Genomic DNA, 17,796 nt, shown 5'->3' on the forward strand with positions numbered 1-17,796 from the left:
TATAACAGTAAAAAGAATGAATAAGGGGGACGGTTTTTCTTATCCGATTCTCTGGGAACACAGCTTTGCCGGACTGCAGAAAGCCCTGCGGGAAATACCGGATCTGCATCCTTCCAGGGTCTGTGTTGTGGCGGACAGTACGGTGGCAGATCTGTATCTGGAAGAGGTTCTGGACGCGCTGGACGGATGGGTTCCGACCCTGGAGTCCTTCGTCTTTCCGGCCGGAGAAGAGAGCAAAAATCTGGCCACTGTTTCTGACATCTATCAGGTTCTGGTGGCAAAGCATTTTGACCGGAAAGATCTGCTTGTCGCCCTCGGCGGAGGCGTGACCGGAGATCTGGCCGGGTTTGCGGCGGCCACCTATTTACGGGGGATCGACTTCATCCAGGTGCCGACCACGCTTCTGGCGCAGGTTGACAGCAGCGTCGGCGGCAAGACGGGCGTGGATTTCCAGAAGTATAAAAACATGGTGGGGGCTTTTCATCAGCCGCGGCTGGTCTATATGAACATGTCGGTTTTGCGCACCCTCCCGGAGAACCAGTTTGTTTCCGGCATGGGGGAGGTCATCAAGACGGCTCTGATCCGGGATGCGGAGCTTTTCCGCTATCTGGATGAGAACCGCGCCGCGGTGAAGGCCAGAGAGCCCGCTGCTATGATCCATGTGATACGCGCCTGCTGCGAGGTCAAGGCAGCGGTTGTGGAAGAGGATCCCACCGAAAGGGGAATCCGTGGAATCCTGAATTACGGTCACACGCTCGGCCACGCTGTGGAAAAATGCAGCGGTTTTTCCCTGCTGCACGGACAGTGCGTCGGGATCGGCATGATTGGGGCTTCCTGGCTGTCGCTCCGGCGCGGAGGGATACCTGAGGAGGCGTTTCGGAAGATCTGCGAGGTCTGCCTTTTCTACGGGCTTCCGGATTCGGTAAGCGGCCTTACCCCGGAAGAGATCGTGGAAGCCTCCAAATCGGATAAAAAGATGGAGGGCGGAAAAATAAAGTTTATTCTGCTTCATCAGATCGGAGATGCCTATATCGATAAAAATGTATCGGACAGCGAACTGCTGGATGCCGCCGCTGTCCTCTGCCGGTAACAGTCGGCCTGTGCGTCTGACTGTAATGCCGCCACTGTGCTGTGTAACAGCCGGCCTCTGTGTCTGCCTGCAATGTCTTTGTTGTCTTGCATAACAGCCTGCTTCTTTCTGCGTCTGGCTGCGATACCGCCGGTTTTTAAGCCGGCGGATGATACCTTGAGGGTGAAAATGGAAATGAGTTCTGAACAAAAAAAATATTCCGCTCCGCTTCTGTACGCCGGCATGGTTCTGTTTGTCTTTGCCCTGGTCCTGATCGACCAGTTTACCAAACATCTTGCTGTGATTTATCTGAAAAACCAGCCTCCCGCCGTCCTGATACCGGGCATTCTGCAGCTTCAGTATCTGGAGAACCGGGGAGCGGCCTTCAGCATGCTCCAGAACAGACAGGGGTTTTTCTATGTGCTGACAACGGTCTTTCTGATCCTGATTATTCTCTTTATGAGAAAGGTTCCCAAAACCAGAAGAATGCGTCCGCTGATTCTCACGCTGCTGGTACTGGCTGCCGGAGCCTGCGGGAATCTGATTGACCGGGTGGTCTCCAAATATGTGGTGGATTTTATCTACTTTGTCGTGATAGATTTTCCTGTGTTCAATGTGGCGGACATCTACGTCACCCTGTCGGTGATTTCCCTGATTATCCTGATTCTGTTCCACTACAGGGACAATGATCTGGATTTCCTGAAGAAAAAGAAGGCGGCCTGATTCTATGCGGACCATCAGTCTGAACGTAACGGCAGAAGACGATAACAGCAGAATAGATACATTTCTTACGGACCATCTGGAGGAGCTCTCCCGGTCGTACGTGCAGAAGCTGATCAGGAACGGAGGTGTTCTGGTGGGGCAGAAGCCCGTCCGCGCAAGCTTCCGGGTGAAAGAAGACGACCAGGTTTTCCTTTCCCTTCCGGATGACAGGGAACCGGATATTCAGCCGGAGAATATTCCGCTGGATATTTTATATGAGGATGAGGATCTTCTGGTAGTCAACAAGCCCAAGGGAATGGTTGTCCACCCGGCTCCCGGGCACATGGAGCATACACTTGTCAACGCGCTTCTGTATCACTGCCGCGGCTCTCTCTCCGGTATTAACGGGGTACTCCGGCCGGGTATTGTCCACCGGATTGACCGGGACACGACAGGAGCCCTTGTCGTATGCAAAAATGACCGCACCCACCGCGCATTGGCGGAACAGCTGGCTGTCCACAGCATTCATCGGAAATACCGGGCCATTGTACACGGATGCTTCCGGGAGGACAAACTTCCGCAGGCCGTCAGCCCCAAAGAGCGTCCTTTCCTTACCTGCGAGTGGGAGAGTGCCGGGCAGGACGGAAAAGAGCTGCGGTTCTGTGTGCGCGGCAATATCGGAAGGGATAAAAATGACCGCAAAAAAATGACCGTGGTGGATGCCGCCTTCGGAAAGCCGGCAGTCACACATGTAACGGTTCTGCGGACCATGAAGGAGTATTCCTATATCGAATGTGAACTGGAGACCGGGCGCACGCACCAGATTCGGGTTCATATGGCGCACATCGGCCACCCGGTACTGGGAGATCCGGTTTACGGTCCCGCCAGATGCCCGGTAAAGGGACTGGAGGGACAGACGCTTCATGCCATGACGCTGGGATTTATCCATCCGGGAACCGGAAAATATCTGGAATGCACCGCGGAGCTGCCGGAATATTTTCAAAAACTTCTGAAAATATTGCCCTGACAGAATAATTTATGTGCAAATCTTACAAAAAGTGTGTTATAATGCGTTTATCAGAAGAACATCGTATTTCCTTTAGGTAAGGAGGTTCCCTATGAAAACCATTATTACGATTGGACGTGAATTTGGCAGCGGCGGACATCAGATCGGAAAGAGGCTTGCGTCTGATCTGGGTATTCCCTACTACGACAAAGAACTTCTGGAAAGGGCCGCCAAAGAGAGCGGGCTCTGCAAGGAAATCTTTGAAAATCAGGACGAAAAGCCGACCAGCAGTTTTCTGTATTCCCTGGTCATGGATACCTACAGCTTCGGCTATTCCTCCAATACCTTAAGTGAGATGCCGCTCAGCCAGAAAGTGTTCCTGGCGCAGTACAACACTATCAAAAAAATAGCGAAGGAAGGTCCCTGCGTCATCATCGGAAGATGCGCGGATTATGCTCTTGCGGAGGATCCGAACCTGCTCAGCGTCTTTATCCATGCGGATACGGAGCTTCGGGTAAAGCGTATTTCCAGCCTGTATGATCTGAGTGACAACAAGGCGCGTGACCGGATACGGAAAAATGACAAGAGCCGTTCCAGCTACTACAATTACTACACAAGCCGGGACTGGGGTGCCGCAAACAGCTACAATCTCTGCCTGGACAGCGGAATTCTGGGGTTTGACGGGTGCATCGCGGTTATCAAAGAAGCCATAAAGCTGAAGGAGGAGGGAATCAAGCACCCGATCACGCTGATTGATCCGGACATCAGCTGAATCTGATTATATGTACCTCTTAACGAAGAGCAATTTTATGAATAACTGGCAAAGTCCAACAGAGCAGCAGATGAGGGGAGAATTCGGGATGCTGACGATATGATTGTTGGCATGAGAAAAAAATATGAATTATGATTACGAAAATAAAATGATTTGAACATTAATAATTGGGCAGGGGCAGGAGCCTCTGCTCTGTTTTTTATGTGAGAAAAAACTTTTCTAAGAACAGGATTCCTGATTCGGCATAATGCATGGAACGATGTTTTATGCTAGTATTGGGGTAGAGAAAATCATCCTTGTAATTTGTTTTATAATCAATTCCTGAGGGAGGTGATTCTTCATGAAAAAATTTTTTTTGAAAAAAAGCAGGATTGTATTTTGCATCTGGGCTTTCCTTGGAATTATTCTTTTAATCCTTATATCTCAATTTGAAGGGACCTCTTTGCAAGGGGCAATAGGAAAGATGGTTATCCTGTACACTTCCGGATCCTGCATCATTTCAGGAGTTATTCATCATATGGTTCAGAAAGAAAAGGCAGAATAACATGATAAGGAGATAAAAATATGTTTTTCAAAAGAGAACTTTTTCTAACCTTTGATACCATAGAGCTGCAAAAAATAATCAGAATGCTGGATAGTGCCAACATCAGATACGAAATCAGGAGTAGCGACTTTGGGAGGTCGAATAGAGGTTCCGGACTATTAGGCAGCCTTGGCGAAAACATGAACCAGAAAATCATGTACTATGTTTATGTGAGAAAAAACGACTACGATCTTGCAAAATCGATCATCGATGGCACTGTTCCAGGGGCGTAGCAATCGTCTTGCTCAGGATCCTTCGTATCTTTCTTCTATGATTTCTACTGCTTCCTGGCGCTGCCTCCGGTCTACATCGGCATAGTGAGATGCCGTTACTTCGATACTGGAATGGTTCAGTGCCTTGCTGGTAAGATGAATGTCCCCGGTTGCCTGGTAAAGATTTGTCCCGAAGGTGCTGCGCAGTTTATGCGGCGTAATATGTTTTCCCGGAACAGCCCCCTGTGAATATTTTTTGACAATTCTCTCCACAGAACGCACGGTGATACGGTGTCCGGTATTGGAGAGAAAAAGCGCATGCTCGTCCGGATCGTCGCATTTCCGTTCTATATTGATGTAATCCTGCAGTGACTGAACGGCCAGATCATTCAGATAAACTTCCGGATCATCACCGCCTCCCTTGCGGTGAACATTCAGTTTTTTTTCTTTCCAGTTAATATCCTCCATATCAATTCCGACACATTCCGATACCCGGATACCAGTATTCAGCATGAGCGACAGAAGAGCAGTGTCGCGGTATTTTGTCTTCTCGGCGAATGCTTTCTGCCGATCATTCAGGGTTTCTCCTGTCTCCACACTGTTCATGACAGAGTGAACCTCTTCTACATTCATTGCGGTAATCACCGGTTTTTTCCTTTTCAATTTCAGTTTATAACCGGCAATCGGATTCAGGCTAATTAACTGGTACTGAAAAAGAAACTGGTAGAGAGATTTAAGCGCCGACAATTTCCTGGCTTTTCCGGGCTCACTGTTGGTTGTTGCCAGTGATTTGTTTTTTGAGGATTTTCTCTGATAGGTATCCATATGGAGAAAGTATTCATCAAAATCAAAATTATTCAGTTTTGAAAGATATTCCGCTGTAATCGAAGAAACCTCCATATGGCGGGAATCTGCCAGAAAGGTCAGAAAGCCGCGGATATCGTACACATAGTTTATAATGGTCCGCCGTGATGTGGAACCGGTTGCCATGTAACTGACGTAGTTCCTCATAAATCCGGGAAGAGCCTCCAACAGATCATGAATTCTTTCCATATTGAGAATATCCTGTTCCTGATAATATTTCATAAGAAGCCTCTCAAAATTAAACTGATATAATGATGAAAGAAAAGCAGCCTCCATACCGGCGCTTATGCCGGATATGACAATCAGGCTTGACAGTCAGATAATTACCAAACTGGTATCGAAAATACAGTATCATGTCGTAAAATTATTATTTTACGACATGATATCTTTTCCAATAACTATACCGCTCCTTTCGTCCGTTGTCAATGTGCCTTTTATTATTATGAAAAAGTTTCGGTAAATATAAAAGAAATCATGATGACAGGGACATTCCGATACCGTATACTGTTTTCAAGGAGGTTTTTCATTGGAAAACGATATTCTTTTCAAAACTCCGGAGGAAGGCTCGGAAAAAAACTATTTTTCTGTCTATCTGGATACAAACGGAACCAAATGGATTAAATTCTGGGGATATTTCTGCGGAGATACGCTCTCAAAAAGGCGTCCCTGGAGGCTGATGGAATATTTTGCGGCGGATTTTCTGTTCACAGATTTTCTGCTGATGTCTCCGGAACAGCTTCATGACAACCTGACAGAAATTAAGCAGATTATTGGAAATTTTAACGAGGAGGAAGCCCTTTACGGAATGAACCATTTCTTCCAGGAATTTTGCTATCCGCCCGATAACAGAAGGGTTATGAAGCTTAATCTTTCGCAGATTACCGACATAACCCCCTGGGGCCTTTATGTAGAAGCGTAAAAAAAGTTTAGTTTTTTTGGCTTTTCAGGATCTCTACCTGCTTCCGGATCTCGTCCTTTGCGTCCTCCATCATTTCATCCCAGCCTTCTTTATAATCGAAGGTTACGTCCTCTTCCTCTCCGCTCCGGATTCGATTTACATATCCTTCCAGAAGAGGCAGATCTTTTTCATAGCAATGGAAGGAATTTGCCCGGTGTGTATAAGTACCCATCCCTACGCCCAGCTTGTCTGCAAGCATCTTCTGCAGCTGAATCAGGGCAAACGCATTCATATAGGCAGCCTTGCAGGCATCGTTTGACCGGAACAGCACCTTGCAGCACAGCATACCGCCACGGATAAAATACTGTATATGCTGAAGACATGCGGGATCATCGCTCCCCATATCTGCTTCTTTTTCGCGGATCGTCATAACTGCCCGCCGGCTGCTGGGATTGCGTTTTAATTCTTCAAGAATGAAAGGGATCTGGTCAGCATAACGCTGATGATAGGTGTATGCCCAGTTGCCCCGCTCAACTTCAAAATCCAGAATACCATACAGCATTTCCTGACGGTACTGCTCCAGCTCTTTAGGTCCGCCGATGAAGCATTTTGAGATCATCGGTTCCGCCAGCGGTTCCGATACACAAAAAGTCATGGAAACTTCCTTCTGTGTTGTGTTCCAGTCTGCGCAGTCAGTAACCACGCCCTGGTCTGAAAGGGCAAGAAGTGCCTTGTGATAAGCATCCGGAAGGGTCTGTCCGTAAACGACACATTCCGGCATAATCCGGTTATCCATCATTACTCTCCGTTTCTTTAAGTGCCTCTCAGTATAAAACCGATTCCAACGTGTTAAGGAAACTATGAAATCTCACACGAAAAGTTTTCATCCTAATAGTACTTACGTGCCGCCGCGCTGCTGCGCGGCTTTTGCTCCCAAAAAGGACTTTATGGTGGTAATTATACTTCCGGAGTGTCAGTTCGCGCAACCGTACAAATGTAGGAGAAAAAAGGCCGCCTGTGGGGAGACAGACGGCTTACCAAAAAAGAGTCAGAATATCACTTGTAATAAGGAATGCAGATTGTATTTCCCGATGTCAGATTTTCGCTGTGCAGATGGTTAATATCCATAATTTCCTGCATATAATCGTAAATAGAGGAATACTGCTCTGTGCGGTACTTTTCTGCTATAGACCAGAGAGAATCCCCCGGCTCCACGACTATACTGGTATAATATTTCTGAGCCTGACTGCCCAGGCGCTCTGCTTCCGCCGAGCTGGCAGAGATCTTTATCAGCAGGAAGGCTAAAATACAGGTAATTATAATAAGTGCCAGTACCAGACGACGGTTTGTTCTTTTTTCTTTTCTGTAGGCAGCTCTGTAATGAACAGCTGCAGTGTTCTGTCTATTGTTATCCTGAATTTTTTCCATGATACACATTTCCTCCCCTCGCCGGATTCTCCTGTCTGAGTGCTTCTATTTTCCGGGTATACCAATTTTTCAAATACATAGATATGAAATAACTGCGGAAAACGGAAAAACCAGAACGTATGTTCCGAACATATGTTCTGGTTAAACTATACAGCCTTTCCGGAAATGTGTCAAGAGAAAAAAGAACATATGTTCGGAACGTTTGTTCGGAAACTGATTGCTTTTAAGCACTCCCTATGCTATTATGTAAAACAGATGGACGAGTATTGCGCGGATGCGCGGGTATTTGCCTATGTTTGAAAACGGGAACCGGAGGTTAGGGAATGGCGGAGAAAAAAGGAACACTAAACAAAAAGCAGAGAGAAATTCTCGACTTTTTGAAAAAAGAAATTATCGAAAAGGGCTTTCCTCCTTCGGTCAGGGAAATCAGCATTGCCGTCAATTTGAAGTCCACCTCTTCTGTTCATGCGCATCTGGAAAAGCTGGAGAAGCTGGGCTATATCAGAAAGGACGCAAGCAAACCCAGGGCGATTGAAATTCTGGATGAGGATTTTCAGACGGAGCGTCTTGATACAATCTCCTCTTCCGCCGTTTCGGAACCTGAAGAGTCTGCTCTCCCGGAAAAAGATTACAACGAAGAGATTGCCATGGTTCCGGTTATCGGGGATGTGGCGGCCGGACAGCCCCTCCTGGCTGTGGAACAGATTACTTCTTATTTTCCGGTTCCTGTGAACAGGCTTCCTAATAAGCAGACGTTTCTGCTGCGCGTCAAAGGTGAGAGTATGGTAAATGCCGGGATTCTCGACGGGGATTATGTACTGGTGGAACAGGCGGACACGGCATCCAACGGAGATATGGTCGTTGCCCTTGTAGATGATTCCGCCACCGTAAAGAATTTTTACAAAGAGAATGGTTATTACCGGCTCCAGCCGCAGAATGACTACATGGAACCGATTATTGTCCGCGGAGAACTGCGGATTCTGGGTCTTGTGATCGGTGTGATGCGTTTTTTCAAGTAACAGCTTAAAAATAAGCATCTGAAAATAACTGTATAGGAATAGCTGTATGAAAATAACTGTATGAAAAATCTCCTGCCCCAAAGATGACAGGAGATTGATTAATTCAGCGTTTTCCGCCCCTGTTCTATAGAAGAATCTGGGCATTTTACTCTTCTGCCGCCGCGGCAGCAGCATCCGTCAGGTCATGCGGATCTACTTCTTTTCCGTCTCTCCAAAGCCTGTCAATGGAGAAGAATTCTCTGTTCTCTTCATCAAAAATGTGTATGACAATGTCGCCGAAATCCAGAAGAATCCAGTTTCCATTCCGGTAGCCTTCTACGCCTCTGGCGTGATAACCGGCTCTTCCCAGGATTTCTTCTGCGTTGTCTGCCATTGCCTGAACCTGATTGCGGTTTGCGCCGCTGGCTATAATAAAATAGTCGGCCAGCGTGGATATCTCCGCGATATCAAGCACTTTTACATCGATAGCTTTTTTATCCTCCAGCGCCCGGACGGCAAGCCCGGCCATTTCTTTAGAACGATCCATCTGTTTTTTCTCCTGAAATTCTTCTGTATTCCCTGTATGCTTCAGCAGCATTCATCCGTTTTGGGTCATTTTCTCGACAATGTATGAATGGTACTTATTATTGCCTGCAGCGAATTATCTGTCTGCACATATCGGATTAACCGCGGCTCTCGATCACATTTTTATAGTATTCATAGGCGCTTGTCGTCATGGTGTCCATGGACTTTGGATTCTCACTCAGATACTCCACGGTATCTTTCAGAATCATGTACAGGCAGAGGTCAATATCTGCAAATGCGGTCTTCCGGATCTCCGCCAGATGCGGCTGCTTTGTCCTGTTTGGCTCGATATAATCCGAAATAAAAACGATCTTTTCCAGCAGGGTCATATCCGGCTTTCCGGTTGTGTGCCAGCGTATGGCGTCCAGAATGCCGGTATCGGTAATGCCATACTCATTCTGCGCGACAAAAACCCCCAGTTTTGCGTGAAGAAGCACCGGATGATCCAGCTCAAATTCCGTGACATCCAGCTGTTTCTTTTTGCAAATGCTGATCTTTTCGCTGTTGGGGATACACTTTGCGCAGTCATGAAGCAGTCCGGCTGTCCTGGCGGCATCCAGATCTTCTCCGTACACCATGGCAAGCGCACAGGCGGTGTAGGTAACCCCAAGCGTGTGGCGGTAACGGTTCTCCGTCAGTGCCTTCTGCAGCTTTGCTTCCAGCGTGTCCCATCTAGTCTTGCCGCTTTTCAAATTCGTTCGTCTCCCCTCTGTATAAACCGTTTTTGTTAATGTATTCATAGACAGAATCGGTGACATAATAGCGCACGGATTCATGGTTGGCAATCATATTCCGCAGATGTCTGGAAGAAATATCCAGGTTCGGCGTGTCCAGCTTGTGGATGATGCCCCGGAACTGTTTTTTCCGTGTCTCCAGAAGGGCATCGAAAACGGCCGGATCTATCTGGTTCCTTGTGGCAACCACCAGCTCACAGGCGTCCATAATCCGCTGCGGTTCCTTCCACTGGTCGAAATCAAAAAGCGAATCCGCCCCGATAATAAAATAAAACCGGGTGTCCGGATGCTGTGCGTTCAGCGTTTCGAGCGTACGGTAGGTATAAGAATAGCCGTCCTCGTTCATTTCCAGAAGAGAGATCCGGAAGTGAGGATTTCCGTCAATGGCGGCGCGAACCATGTCGCAGCGCTGCCGGTCTGTGGCCCTGCCCTTTCTGTTCTGTTTGTGCGGAGGATTTCCGGCTGGCATGATATACACCATATCCAGATGAAACTGCCGGTAGGCAGCTTCGCCAAGAATCAGGTGCCCGATGTGAATCGGGTCAAAGGTGCCGCCCAGAATGCCGATTTTTTTCATTTATTCCCTGTCCTTTTTGCCTGCGGAAGGAAGCTGGATCTTCTTTTTCTCATCCTTTCCTTCCTTGTAGAGAACAATTTTCTTTCCGATAATCTGCACAATCTGAGAATGCGTTCTTTCTGAAAGCATTCTGGCGATATCTGAGGGAGTTTCCAGGCAGTTCTGGAGAACACTGAGCTTTATCAGCTCCCTTGCTTCCAGCGCCTCGCTGACAGACTGGGTAAGCGCGGGGGTGACACCCTCTTTACCGATCTGCAGAATCGCGTTTTCTGTCATGGCCAGGCTTTTCAGATACGCGCGTTGTTTGCTTGTCATCATTCTTAACGTCCTTTCAAAAATTCAAATCCGGTTATAGATGCCTGCCGGCATTCCTTAAATGCGGTCTCCGCGAAATCCGGACCCTCTTCCGAGGTGTGGAAGGAAATGTATTTTTCCAGTTTAATGGGACATTCCTCAAATGCGGTGATCGCATACCGGTGTTCGCATTGTTCTCTGCTCTCGCTGACCTTCATGGAAATGGACAGGATCTGGGTTGTCTCGCAGAGCACAGCCTCTCTTCCGTCCGCGCCCGAAAGAAGCCATCCGCAGGCGTTGTTCTCCAGTTCGCGGAAAGCTTTTATGTTCCATTTTTTCCCCGGATCCGGCTCGTCCATCCAGCTTCTCAGGGAAAACTCAATATTCCCGAAAGGCTCTATGGTCTGGCGGAATACGGTCAGATGATCATTCCGGGGAACCCCGAACCATTCCTTTTCAGAGGTAAAGCGGATGCCCTCAAAGCTGTACTCCGCGGATGTTGTGTATATAGAGAATGGCGCTTTTTTTTCCGCAGCCGGGTAGGGAACATCGGTATCTTTATGTCCCTTGTATTCAAATTCGGTTTTCCATACCTCCGGAAGCTCCGCCCAGAGTGTCTCCCATGCCATAGTTCTGTCCGCCCTTTCAGCTTTTATAATAGTCAAAATGAAGGCCGTACATGCGGACGGTATCCCCGTCCTTAATCCCGGCATCCTCCAGATCCTTCAGAATTCCCGAATCCTTCAGGAATTTCTGGAAAAACGCAAAGCCCTTTTCCGAATCCAGATTGGTGTAGCCCAACATTTTCTCGATTTTGGGTCCCTCCACCACATAGGTGTCCGGTTCCTCTTCTGATTTTACTACAGTATAGGGCAGGCTGTCATTGGGAATCATGACCTGGGGATCAAATTCCTGCCGGTAAATCTGCGTGTCCTTCGGAATCTGTTCCAGGCGGTTCTGCACCTCAAACAGAAGCTCGCGGATTCCCTTTCCTGTCGCGCAGGAAACCGGGAATACGGGGATTCCCTTTGGCTCAAATTCCTGCTTCAGACGTTCTACAGGGTTCTCCTGCCCTTCTTCCAGATAAATGGCATCTGTCTTATTGGCAGCGATAATCTGCGGTTTATTTTCCAGGTCTGCGTTATAGGTTTTTAGTTCCTCGTTAATCGCGTAAACATCGGCAACGGGATCTCTTCCATCCAGAGAAGCCGCATCTACCAGATGAATCAGCATACGGCAGCGTTCAATATGGCGGAGAAATTCAAAACCGAGACCGGCGCCGGCGGAGGCTCCCTCGATCAGACCGGGGATATCCGCAATTACAAATCCCCTGCAGCCCTCCACATCCACAACGCCTAGGTTGGGAACCAGCGTCGTGAACGGATAATCCGCGATTTTCGGATCCGCATTGCTTACCCGTGAAAGAAAGGTCGATTTTCCTACACTGGGAAAACCTACCAGTCCAACATCCGCAATCAGCTTCAGCTCCAGTCGGACCTCCAGCTCTCTGGCCGGCTGGCCGGGCTGCGCGTATTTGGGAACCTGCATCGTCGGGGTGGCGTAGTTCATATTTCCCTTTCCGCCCCGTCCTCCTTTCAGAATAACAGCTCTCCGGTTCTCTCCGGACATATCCGCAATGACTTGTCCGGTGGATGCCTCGTAGATAACGGTTCCCTCCGGAACCTTCAGGACAATGTCCTCTCCGTCTTTCCCGTGACAGCGTCTCTTATCGCCTTCCTTGCCGTCTCCGGCGGAGAACTTTCTTCTGTGACGGTAATCCGCAAGCGTATTCAGCCCCGGATCGACCTCAAAAATGACATCTCCGCCGTTTCCGCCGTCGCCCCCGTCCGGGCCGCCCGCAGCCACAAATTTTTCCCGCCGGAAGCTGACATGGCCGTCGCCGCCTTTGCCGGAACGCAGTATGATTTTAGCCCGATCTGCAAACATGTTTCTTCCTCCTGATAAAACTCCGGTGCCGACGGAACCGGTACCGCAGGGTGTATACATCGATACATCCCGAATTTCTGTATATCCGCACGACGGCTGCCACAGAATGTTTTTCCTGGCCGGCAGAGAAACTCTCCGCAGCCAGTTCCCGGCAGCCGGACAAATCCAAGAATGACAGGGAGACAAAAAGGCTGCCGCTTAACTGCAGTAAGCGACAGCCCTTTCAAACTCCGGAAAAATTATTCAGCTGTTTCTGCCGGAATAACGGAGCAGATTTTTCTGTCTCTGCCCTTTCTGGAGAAACGAACCACGCCGTCCACGGTAGCGTACAGCGTATCATCCTTTCCAAGACCTACATTCAGTCCCGGATGGATGTGAGTTCCACGCTGTCTGTACAGGATGTTCCCGGCTTTTACAAACTGTCCGTCTGCTCTTTTCGCGCCCAGTCTCTTGGACTCGGAATCACGGCCGTTTTTGGTAGAACCAACTCCCTTTTTATGAGCGAAGAACTGAAGATTCATGTTCATCATGGCTTTACACCTCCTCAAATACAAGATCAATGAAATCCCTGTAGGACTCCACAGCTTCCAGATCAGACAGTCCCTGGGCCAGCGAGCGCAGAAGAACGTCCGCCTTTTCCGAATGGTCTCTGGAAATCCGGACGGAAACTCTGGCGTTTTTCTCATCCTGCTCTACCTGGACAGGATCCTCTGTCAGCCGCTCCAGCGCGTTAACCGTGGTGGCGGTCAATGCCGAGATAGCCGCGCAGACAATATCGCTGCCCTCCTCCGCGTACCCGGAATGATCATAGATATCGAACCCTACCGGAATCCCTTCCTCTGTCTGAAAAAAAGTAACCTTAGTCATCAGGCGTTAATCTTTTCAATCTTAACCTGTGTGTACTGCTGTCTGTGACCGTTTTTCTTGTGATAACCGGTTTTTCTCTTGTACTTGTAAACGATGACTTTCTTTGCTTTTCCCTGCTCCATAACGGTAGCTGTCACAGTAGCGCCGGCAGCGTCTTTGCCTGCCTTCAGGGAATCATCATCGCGAACGGCAAGTACCTGGTCAAAGGTAACTGTATCTCCAGCCTGCGCGTCGAGCTTCTCCACGCGTACCTCATCACCTTCTGCTACTTTGTACTGTTTTCCGCCAGTTGCAATAATTGCGTACATAGGACACCTCCTAATTAAAAAACTCGCCAGATTTGGTGGCCGGTAAAGCCGACACTTCTACCTCTCTGCGCGGCATACTGGTATATTAAATCATTTTTTCCGGAAGTTGTCAATCCCGAATTCTGTCTGAAGCCCCCTGATACGGAATCTTTGTCAGGTCAGTACATGCTGGCAGGTGATCGCAAGCGCGCCCTCTCCGATATGACAGCCGATGGAGAGCGCCAGGGGTTCTCCGTAAATTTTATATCCTGGAAATTCCGTCTGGATTTCGCCGACCCATTCCTTCACGATATCCGGATTGTTCATGTATGAATAGGAATAGGAAATGCCCATGGTTCCCTCCCTGGTAAAATCGGCGAACCGTGTGTCCAGATCCTTGTGGATGGCATCCAGCATGGTCTTTTTTGCCATTTTTACCCCGCGGCACTTGGCAAAAGCGTCCAGCTTTTCCCCCTGAATCTGAAGAACGGGTTTTAAGTGAAGAACCGTTCCGACAGCCGCTGCGGCCGAGGTGATTCTCCCTCCCTTTTTCAGATACTTCAGGGTATCTACCATAATATAAATGGATGAGTTAAGTGCTTCCTTTTCCAGCGTTTCCTTAATCTCACGTGCTTTTAAGCCCCTTTCGGCAAGCGCGCGGGCATCCAGCATGGACTGATACTGGGTTACGGAGATCCTCTGGTTATTAACAACTTCCACACGTCCGTTGTAATCCTCCGCCAGTGCCGTTGCGGTTGCGCAGGAAGCGGACAGGCCGCTGGACATGGGAATATAGACGATCTGGTCATACTCTCTCAGCACACGGTTCCACAGGTCGGTAACCTCTGTGGGAGTAGGCTGAGAGGTGGACACCTGGGCGTTCGTGGAAAGGGCATGATAAAACTGTTCATGAGTCAGGTCGATTCCCTCATAGCATACCTTATCATTGACCATAAACGACATTGGAAGAATGAAGAAGCCGAGCTTTTTCGCCCTCTCCTGCGTCATTCCGCTGTTGCTGTCTGCAACGATGGCTATTCCGGACATATAACTACCTCCTGTGGTCATCCTGCAATACCTGCAAGAATAAATGCGATTCCTGTAATAATGATAATACCTGTGGGAACCAGAATTTTCAAGAGAGACCTCGTTCCGTCAGGAAGAAAGGCCGTCCTTCTGGGAGCTTCCGCCTTATTGACAAGGTAACAGCCTGTGTAGATCAGAAGCGGGACAAAAAGACCGTAAATCAGTACGCCGATTCCCACCGTCACCGGACTCTGGAAGGCACCGGTCTGGTAGACCTCACCGGAATAATCCTCCGGGACAAGCAGGGATGACAGGCCGGAAAGCAGCGTAAGCGTGCCGTTGTACAGGAAATGATAAAGCGCCGAATAAACGATATTCCCTGTCCTCAGGACAAGCCAGGCCATCAGGCAGCCGGCCAGCGTCTGGGCAATCATTCGGTAGGGGTACAGATGGGACAGCCCGAAGATGGCCCCGGAAATCAGAACCACGGCTGTTTCATTCGGAATGCTGTTTTTCAGGCCGCTCAGAACAACACCCCGGTTCAGTGCCTCCTCGCAGACAGGAGGCAGAATGCTGACCAGGATCAGAAATGCCACAGACTTCCATCCCGTAAGGCTTCCTCCCATGGATTCGGAAAACTGTGTCACCTCGTCCGCCGCGAAGAACATAATCAGATAAGAGACGGACAGGCTGAACAGACAGGTTGCCAGGGAAATCACCACAACTCCCGCAAATCCGCCCGCCTTCGGGCGCCGGATGGGAAATACCTCACGGAAATCCGCCCGCATCAGGAGCACAAAGACAACGCTGCAGGCAAGCAGATAAAGCTGCTCCGCCAGCGTCATGCCCAGCTCGTCCATGCCTGTCAGGTAAAGAAGCCAGGGAAGGACAAGGTAGAAAAAGACCATGACGCAGAAAGCAAACAGGATACTCTGCCATGCCTTCAGCTTTTTCTTTTCCTTTTTTCTCCGGGGCACCACATAGGGTCTTGTAAACTGAATCTGCTCATAGGAGACCGGACCGAAATTTTCTGTATTATATCCCATCCTTTATGTCCTTCTGTCCTTCCGTCAGCAGCCGGAGCTGTTCCGACCAGGAACGAACCCTCTTTTTTCTTGTCATCTCCATGATATACAGCGGTGTCATGTCTATCACATGAGCCGGAACCGGATCCTCCCGGACGGCGCTTTGCATGGCCTCTGTCAGCTCGTTTCCTGCGCCGGGGCGGGAATCGTTGATAAAGTCCACAAGAATGGTGCCGGAAAGCTGCCGGAGCCGGATCTGCCGGGCGATTTCGCGGACAGCCTCCAGATTGGTTCTCCGGATTGTCTCCTCCCTGGACCGTCTGGCGGTGTCACGGCCGGTATTTACATCAATGGCCACAAAAGCTTCCGTCTCTTCGATCACCAGAAAACTGCCGGATTTCAGATGGACGGTTCTGCTGCCCAGTTCCTCCAGCAGCGTGGTAAGATTGTAAAGCCGGTAGAGTTCTACCATCGGATCCTCGTACAGCCGGACAGATACCCCGGTATCCGCCGGCTTCTGCTGCCCGGCCAGCGTGCGCCAGATCTCCGGGTCATCGGTTGTGATCTGCCGCAGACGGGGACCCGCGTACTGCCGGAAAAGATCCATCCAATCCGCGTCTGCCTGATGCAGACAGGAATACAGAGTGCGTGTCATGCCGAACCGGAGCACGGAGTCCAGCTCCGCCAGCAGGCTTCTGTATTCAGCTGTCAGGTCTTCCGGATCCGCTTCCGGGGCGTTGGTGCGGAAAACGATGCCAAACCGGGAGGCGTCCTTGCTGCCGCAGATGTCCGCAGCTGTTGTTTGCAGCCGTTTTTTATCCTCCGAGGACAATTTTTTCGAGTAATAAATGCCGGGGCGGTCTGTTCCGAGAACCAGCCACCGCCCTGTCAGCGTCAGATTCTGTGTCAGCCGGGGAAGCTTCTGCTTTATGGCTTCTTTTTCCACCTGAACCAGAATCAGATCGCCCTCCTTTGCCGGGCTGTTTTCCGGAAGAGGAAGAAATCCGGTACGCTCTTCCTGAAAACGGACAAAAGCCGCGCCGATGTTCTTTTTCCTGTTTTCTATCCTGCCTACGTAAATATTTCCCAGGATGGGAATTCTGTCTGTCGGAGTGATCCGGATCTCAGCCGGCTTCTGTTCCTTCAGATACAGGCTGACAAGGGTCTGCCTGTTCCGGACAGGCATGCGTGCAAATACAAGCGAATCAGACAATCTCTTCCCCCAGTTCTTCCAGCGGCACCAGACGGACTTCCCCATCGGTTCCCCTGTCGGCGTAAAGCTCATTCCGGTGAATCCGGAAGCTGTATTCCGGAAGCTCAAAGGAACCGTAGGAAGCAAGCGCCTCCATAACCAGTTCGGGTTTCAGGTTGTGGACACTTCCGGAGGAGAGAAGCATTTCCAGAGAAGCGTCCTGCGCAGCCAGGGAAAAGATCCACGGACGAATATCTGTCAGTTCCTCTTTTCTCTTAGTTTTCCGCATAACGGTAATTTCCCTCTGCGAGAGAAAGTCCTCCGTCAGACCACCCAGGTTTTCCGGAACAGATATCCGGTCTGGATCCAGGAAGACCGTGTAGGAAGCGGCCGCGGCCAGCGTCATGCATTTGTTCGCCTTGTCGGCGGGAACCTGCTTCGCGCTCAGGACAAGCATTCCATCCACCATCTGTTCATTCATCCGCCTCACCAGTTCTTCCGAGGAAACCGGTTCCTGCAGGTCCACATCGAAATATTCCCCGGAGCTGGTCTTGCCGACTCCCAGGGGAGAAGCAAAGGACATCTGCATATGCGGGCTGAAGCCCTCGGAAAGTACAACCGGGATATCCGCACGGCGCAGAACCTTCTGGAAATACCGCATCACATCCAGATGGCCGATGAATTTCATACAGCCTGTTTTTTCAAATTTAATACGAACTCTTACCATGAT

The 17,796-nt window shown here is 49.5% G+C and carries 24 protein-coding genes; 8 read left to right on the forward strand and 16 right to left on the reverse strand.

The annotated features are described in order from the left end of the window. Nucleotides 1-16: 16 nt before the first annotated feature. From aroB to FYJ60_RS00425, 6 genes are all read left to right on the forward strand, one after another. A complete protein-coding gene (aroB, locus tag FYJ60_RS00400) occupies nucleotides 17-1,090 on the forward strand; it encodes a 3-dehydroquinate synthase (RefSeq protein ID WP_408609140.1) in 1,074 nt (357 codons plus the stop codon). A 174-nt stretch (nucleotides 1,091-1,264) separates the two neighbouring features. Further along, nucleotides 1,265-1,792, forward strand: a complete 528-nt coding sequence (lspA, locus tag FYJ60_RS00405; RefSeq protein WP_154456617.1) for a signal peptidase II — start codon at nucleotides 1,265-1,267, stop codon at nucleotides 1,790-1,792. Nucleotides 1,793-1,796: 4 nt separating this feature from the next. Next, a complete protein-coding gene (locus FYJ60_RS00410; RefSeq protein WP_154456618.1) occupies nucleotides 1,797-2,798 on the forward strand; it encodes a pseudouridine synthase in 1,002 nt (333 codons plus the stop codon). Nucleotides 2,799-2,889: 91 nt separating this feature from the next. Further along, entirely contained in the window at nucleotides 2,890-3,549 is a 660-nt protein-coding gene (locus FYJ60_RS00415) for a cytidylate kinase-like family protein (protein WP_154456619.1), read from the forward strand. Between the two features lie 340 nt (nucleotides 3,550-3,889). Next, nucleotides 3,890-4,093 (forward strand): hypothetical protein, encoded by a 204-nt coding sequence (locus FYJ60_RS00420; RefSeq protein ID WP_154456620.1) that lies wholly within the window; start codon nucleotides 3,890-3,892, stop codon nucleotides 4,091-4,093. A 20-nt stretch (nucleotides 4,094-4,113) separates the two neighbouring features. Continuing rightward, the gene (locus FYJ60_RS00425; RefSeq protein WP_154456621.1) at nucleotides 4,114-4,365 is read left to right on the forward strand and encodes a putative signal transducing protein; all 252 of its coding nucleotides are present in this window, start codon (nucleotides 4,114-4,116) and stop codon (nucleotides 4,363-4,365) included. A gap of 12 nt (nucleotides 4,366-4,377) precedes the next feature. Here the strand turns inward: FYJ60_RS00425 and FYJ60_RS00430 are convergent, their stop codons facing one another. Further along, nucleotides 4,378-5,430 carry a tyrosine-type recombinase/integrase gene (locus FYJ60_RS00430; protein ID WP_205838908.1) on the reverse strand — a complete coding sequence of 351 codons (1,053 nt, stop codon included), beginning with the start codon at nucleotides 5,428-5,430 and terminating at the stop codon, nucleotides 4,378-4,380. 304 nt (nucleotides 5,431-5,734) lie between these two features. Between FYJ60_RS00430 and FYJ60_RS00435 the strand changes: the two genes are divergently transcribed. After that, nucleotides 5,735-6,127: a hypothetical protein gene (locus FYJ60_RS00435; RefSeq protein WP_154456623.1), complete on the forward strand. Its 393-nt coding sequence runs from the start codon at nucleotides 5,735-5,737 to the stop codon at nucleotides 6,125-6,127. Nucleotides 6,128-6,134: 7 nt separating this feature from the next. Here the strand turns inward: FYJ60_RS00435 and FYJ60_RS00440 are convergent, their stop codons facing one another. Further along, entirely contained in the window at nucleotides 6,135-6,902 is a 768-nt protein-coding gene (locus FYJ60_RS00440; protein WP_205838909.1) for a thymidylate synthase, read from the reverse strand. A 260-nt stretch (nucleotides 6,903-7,162) separates the two neighbouring features. Then, nucleotides 7,163-7,534, reverse strand: coding sequence for a LysM peptidoglycan-binding domain-containing protein (locus FYJ60_RS00445; RefSeq protein ID WP_205838910.1), 372 nt, complete (start codon nucleotides 7,532-7,534; stop codon nucleotides 7,163-7,165). A 323-nt stretch (nucleotides 7,535-7,857) separates the two neighbouring features. On the opposite strand from FYJ60_RS00445, the gene lexA reads away from it, so the two are divergent. Further along, nucleotides 7,858-8,553: a transcriptional repressor LexA gene (gene lexA / locus FYJ60_RS00450; RefSeq protein WP_154456626.1), complete on the forward strand. Its 696-nt coding sequence runs from the start codon at nucleotides 7,858-7,860 to the stop codon at nucleotides 8,551-8,553. Between the two features lie 145 nt (nucleotides 8,554-8,698). On the opposite strand, the gene rsfS is transcribed toward lexA, so the two are convergent. The 13 genes from rsfS to FYJ60_RS00515 form a co-directional block, all read right to left on the reverse strand. Next, on the reverse strand, nucleotides 8,699-9,079 hold the full coding sequence (gene rsfS, locus FYJ60_RS00455; protein ID WP_154456627.1) for a ribosome silencing factor: 381 nt from the start codon (nucleotides 9,077-9,079) through the stop codon (nucleotides 8,699-8,701). 136 nt (nucleotides 9,080-9,215) lie between these two features. After that, entirely contained in the window at nucleotides 9,216-9,809 is a 594-nt protein-coding gene (gene yqeK, locus FYJ60_RS00460) for a bis(5'-nucleosyl)-tetraphosphatase (symmetrical) YqeK (protein WP_235903271.1), read from the reverse strand. Further along, complete coding sequence (gene nadD / locus FYJ60_RS00465; RefSeq protein WP_154456629.1) at nucleotides 9,790-10,428, reverse strand: nicotinate-nucleotide adenylyltransferase; 639 nt, start codon at nucleotides 10,426-10,428, stop codon at nucleotides 9,790-9,792. The genes yqeK and nadD overlap by 20 nt, the downstream gene beginning before the upstream one ends. Then, nucleotides 10,429-10,743 carry a ribosome assembly RNA-binding protein YhbY gene (gene yhbY / locus FYJ60_RS00470; RefSeq protein ID WP_154457051.1) on the reverse strand — a complete coding sequence of 105 codons (315 nt, stop codon included), beginning with the start codon at nucleotides 10,741-10,743 and terminating at the stop codon, nucleotides 10,429-10,431. 5 nt (nucleotides 10,744-10,748) lie between these two features. Further along, the gene (locus tag FYJ60_RS00475; protein WP_154456630.1) at nucleotides 10,749-11,351 is read right to left on the reverse strand and encodes a hypothetical protein; all 603 of its coding nucleotides are present in this window, start codon (nucleotides 11,349-11,351) and stop codon (nucleotides 10,749-10,751) included. A gap of 16 nt (nucleotides 11,352-11,367) precedes the next feature. Beyond that, the gene (obgE, locus tag FYJ60_RS00480; RefSeq protein WP_154456631.1) at nucleotides 11,368-12,669 is read right to left on the reverse strand and encodes a GTPase ObgE; all 1,302 of its coding nucleotides are present in this window, start codon (nucleotides 12,667-12,669) and stop codon (nucleotides 11,368-11,370) included. A 239-nt stretch (nucleotides 12,670-12,908) separates the two neighbouring features. After that, nucleotides 12,909-13,199 (reverse strand): 50S ribosomal protein L27, encoded by a 291-nt coding sequence (gene rpmA, locus FYJ60_RS00485; protein WP_154456632.1) that lies wholly within the window; start codon nucleotides 13,197-13,199, stop codon nucleotides 12,909-12,911. Between the two features lie 4 nt (nucleotides 13,200-13,203). Then, on the reverse strand, nucleotides 13,204-13,536 hold the full coding sequence (locus FYJ60_RS00490) for a ribosomal-processing cysteine protease Prp (RefSeq protein WP_154456633.1): 333 nt from the start codon (nucleotides 13,534-13,536) through the stop codon (nucleotides 13,204-13,206). Continuing rightward, entirely contained in the window at nucleotides 13,536-13,844 is a 309-nt protein-coding gene (gene rplU, locus FYJ60_RS00495) for a 50S ribosomal protein L21 (RefSeq protein ID WP_154456634.1), read from the reverse strand. Before rplU ends, FYJ60_RS00490 begins: the two co-directional genes overlap by 1 nt. A gap of 153 nt (nucleotides 13,845-13,997) precedes the next feature. After that, nucleotides 13,998-14,870: a DegV family protein gene (locus FYJ60_RS00500; RefSeq protein WP_154456635.1), complete on the reverse strand. Its 873-nt coding sequence runs from the start codon at nucleotides 14,868-14,870 to the stop codon at nucleotides 13,998-14,000. A gap of 17 nt (nucleotides 14,871-14,887) precedes the next feature. After that, the gene (locus tag FYJ60_RS00505; RefSeq protein ID WP_154456636.1) at nucleotides 14,888-15,895 is read right to left on the reverse strand and encodes a CPBP family intramembrane glutamic endopeptidase; all 1,008 of its coding nucleotides are present in this window, start codon (nucleotides 15,893-15,895) and stop codon (nucleotides 14,888-14,890) included. Then, nucleotides 15,885-17,159 carry a ribonuclease E/G gene (locus tag FYJ60_RS00510; protein ID WP_154456637.1) on the reverse strand — a complete coding sequence of 425 codons (1,275 nt, stop codon included), beginning with the start codon at nucleotides 17,157-17,159 and terminating at the stop codon, nucleotides 15,885-15,887. Before FYJ60_RS00510 ends, FYJ60_RS00505 begins: the two co-directional genes overlap by 11 nt. Continuing rightward, nucleotides 17,080-17,793 carry a TIGR03936 family radical SAM-associated protein gene (locus tag FYJ60_RS00515; protein WP_154456638.1) on the reverse strand — a complete coding sequence of 238 codons (714 nt, stop codon included), beginning with the start codon at nucleotides 17,791-17,793 and terminating at the stop codon, nucleotides 17,080-17,082. Before FYJ60_RS00515 ends, FYJ60_RS00510 begins: the two co-directional genes overlap by 80 nt. Between the last annotated feature and the right edge of the window lie 3 nt (nucleotides 17,794-17,796).

This window comes from Bilifractor porci (assembly GCF_009696005.1).
Taxonomy (GTDB): domain Bacteria; phylum Bacillota; class Clostridia; order Lachnospirales; family Lachnospiraceae; genus Bilifractor; species Bilifractor porci.

Bases quoted from the DNA above. Each gene is read 5' to 3' on its own strand.
- aroB (WP_408609140.1), top strand. From the start codon at position 17: ATGAATAAGGGGGACGGTTTTTCTTATCCGATTCTCTGGGAACACAGC.
- lspA (WP_154456617.1), top strand. From the start codon at position 1,265: ATGAGTTCTGAACAAAAAAAATATTCCGCTCCGCTTCTGTACGCCGGC.
- FYJ60_RS00410 (WP_154456618.1), top strand. From the start codon at position 1,797: ATGCGGACCATCAGTCTGAACGTAACGGCAGAAGACGATAACAGCAGA.
- FYJ60_RS00415 (WP_154456619.1), top strand. From the start codon at position 2,890: ATGAAAACCATTATTACGATTGGACGTGAATTTGGCAGCGGCGGACAT.
- FYJ60_RS00420 (WP_154456620.1), top strand. From the start codon at position 3,890: ATGAAAAAATTTTTTTTGAAAAAAAGCAGGATTGTATTTTGCATCTGG.
- FYJ60_RS00425 (WP_154456621.1), top strand. From the start codon at position 4,114: ATGTTTTTCAAAAGAGAACTTTTTCTAACCTTTGATACCATAGAGCTG.
- FYJ60_RS00430 (WP_205838908.1), bottom strand. From the start codon at position 5,430: ATGAAATATTATCAGGAACAGGATATTCTCAATATGGAAAGAATTCAT.
- FYJ60_RS00440 (WP_205838909.1), bottom strand. From the start codon at position 6,902: ATGGATAACCGGATTATGCCGGAATGTGTCGTTTACGGACAGACCCTT.
- FYJ60_RS00445 (WP_205838910.1), bottom strand. From the start codon at position 7,534: ATGGAAAAAATTCAGGATAACAATAGACAGAACACTGCAGCTGTTCAT.
- lexA (WP_154456626.1), top strand. From the start codon at position 7,858: ATGGCGGAGAAAAAAGGAACACTAAACAAAAAGCAGAGAGAAATTCTC.
- rsfS (WP_154456627.1), bottom strand. From the start codon at position 9,079: ATGGATCGTTCTAAAGAAATGGCCGGGCTTGCCGTCCGGGCGCTGGAG.
- nadD (WP_154456629.1), bottom strand. From the start codon at position 10,428: ATGAAAAAAATCGGCATTCTGGGCGGCACCTTTGACCCGATTCACATC.
- yhbY (WP_154457051.1), bottom strand. From the start codon at position 10,743: ATGACAAGCAAACAACGCGCGTATCTGAAAAGCCTGGCCATGACAGAA.
- FYJ60_RS00475 (WP_154456630.1), bottom strand. From the start codon at position 11,351: ATGGCATGGGAGACACTCTGGGCGGAGCTTCCGGAGGTATGGAAAACC.
- obgE (WP_154456631.1), bottom strand. From the start codon at position 12,669: ATGTTTGCAGATCGGGCTAAAATCATACTGCGTTCCGGCAAAGGCGGC.
- rpmA (WP_154456632.1), bottom strand. From the start codon at position 13,199: ATGATGAACATGAATCTTCAGTTCTTCGCTCATAAAAAGGGAGTTGGT.
- FYJ60_RS00490 (WP_154456633.1), bottom strand. From the start codon at position 13,536: ATGACTAAGGTTACTTTTTTTCAGACAGAGGAAGGGATTCCGGTAGGG.
- rplU (WP_154456634.1), bottom strand. From the start codon at position 13,844: ATGTACGCAATTATTGCAACTGGCGGAAAACAGTACAAAGTAGCAGAA.
- FYJ60_RS00500 (WP_154456635.1), bottom strand. From the start codon at position 14,870: ATGTCCGGAATAGCCATCGTTGCAGACAGCAACAGCGGAATGACGCAG.
- FYJ60_RS00505 (WP_154456636.1), bottom strand. From the start codon at position 15,895: ATGGGATATAATACAGAAAATTTCGGTCCGGTCTCCTATGAGCAGATT.
- FYJ60_RS00510 (WP_154456637.1), bottom strand. From the start codon at position 17,159: ATGAGCTTTACGCCGACAGGGGAACCGATGGGGAAGTCCGTCTGGTGC.
- FYJ60_RS00515 (WP_154456638.1), bottom strand. From the start codon at position 17,793: ATGGTAAGAGTTCGTATTAAATTTGAAAAAACAGGCTGTATGAAATTC.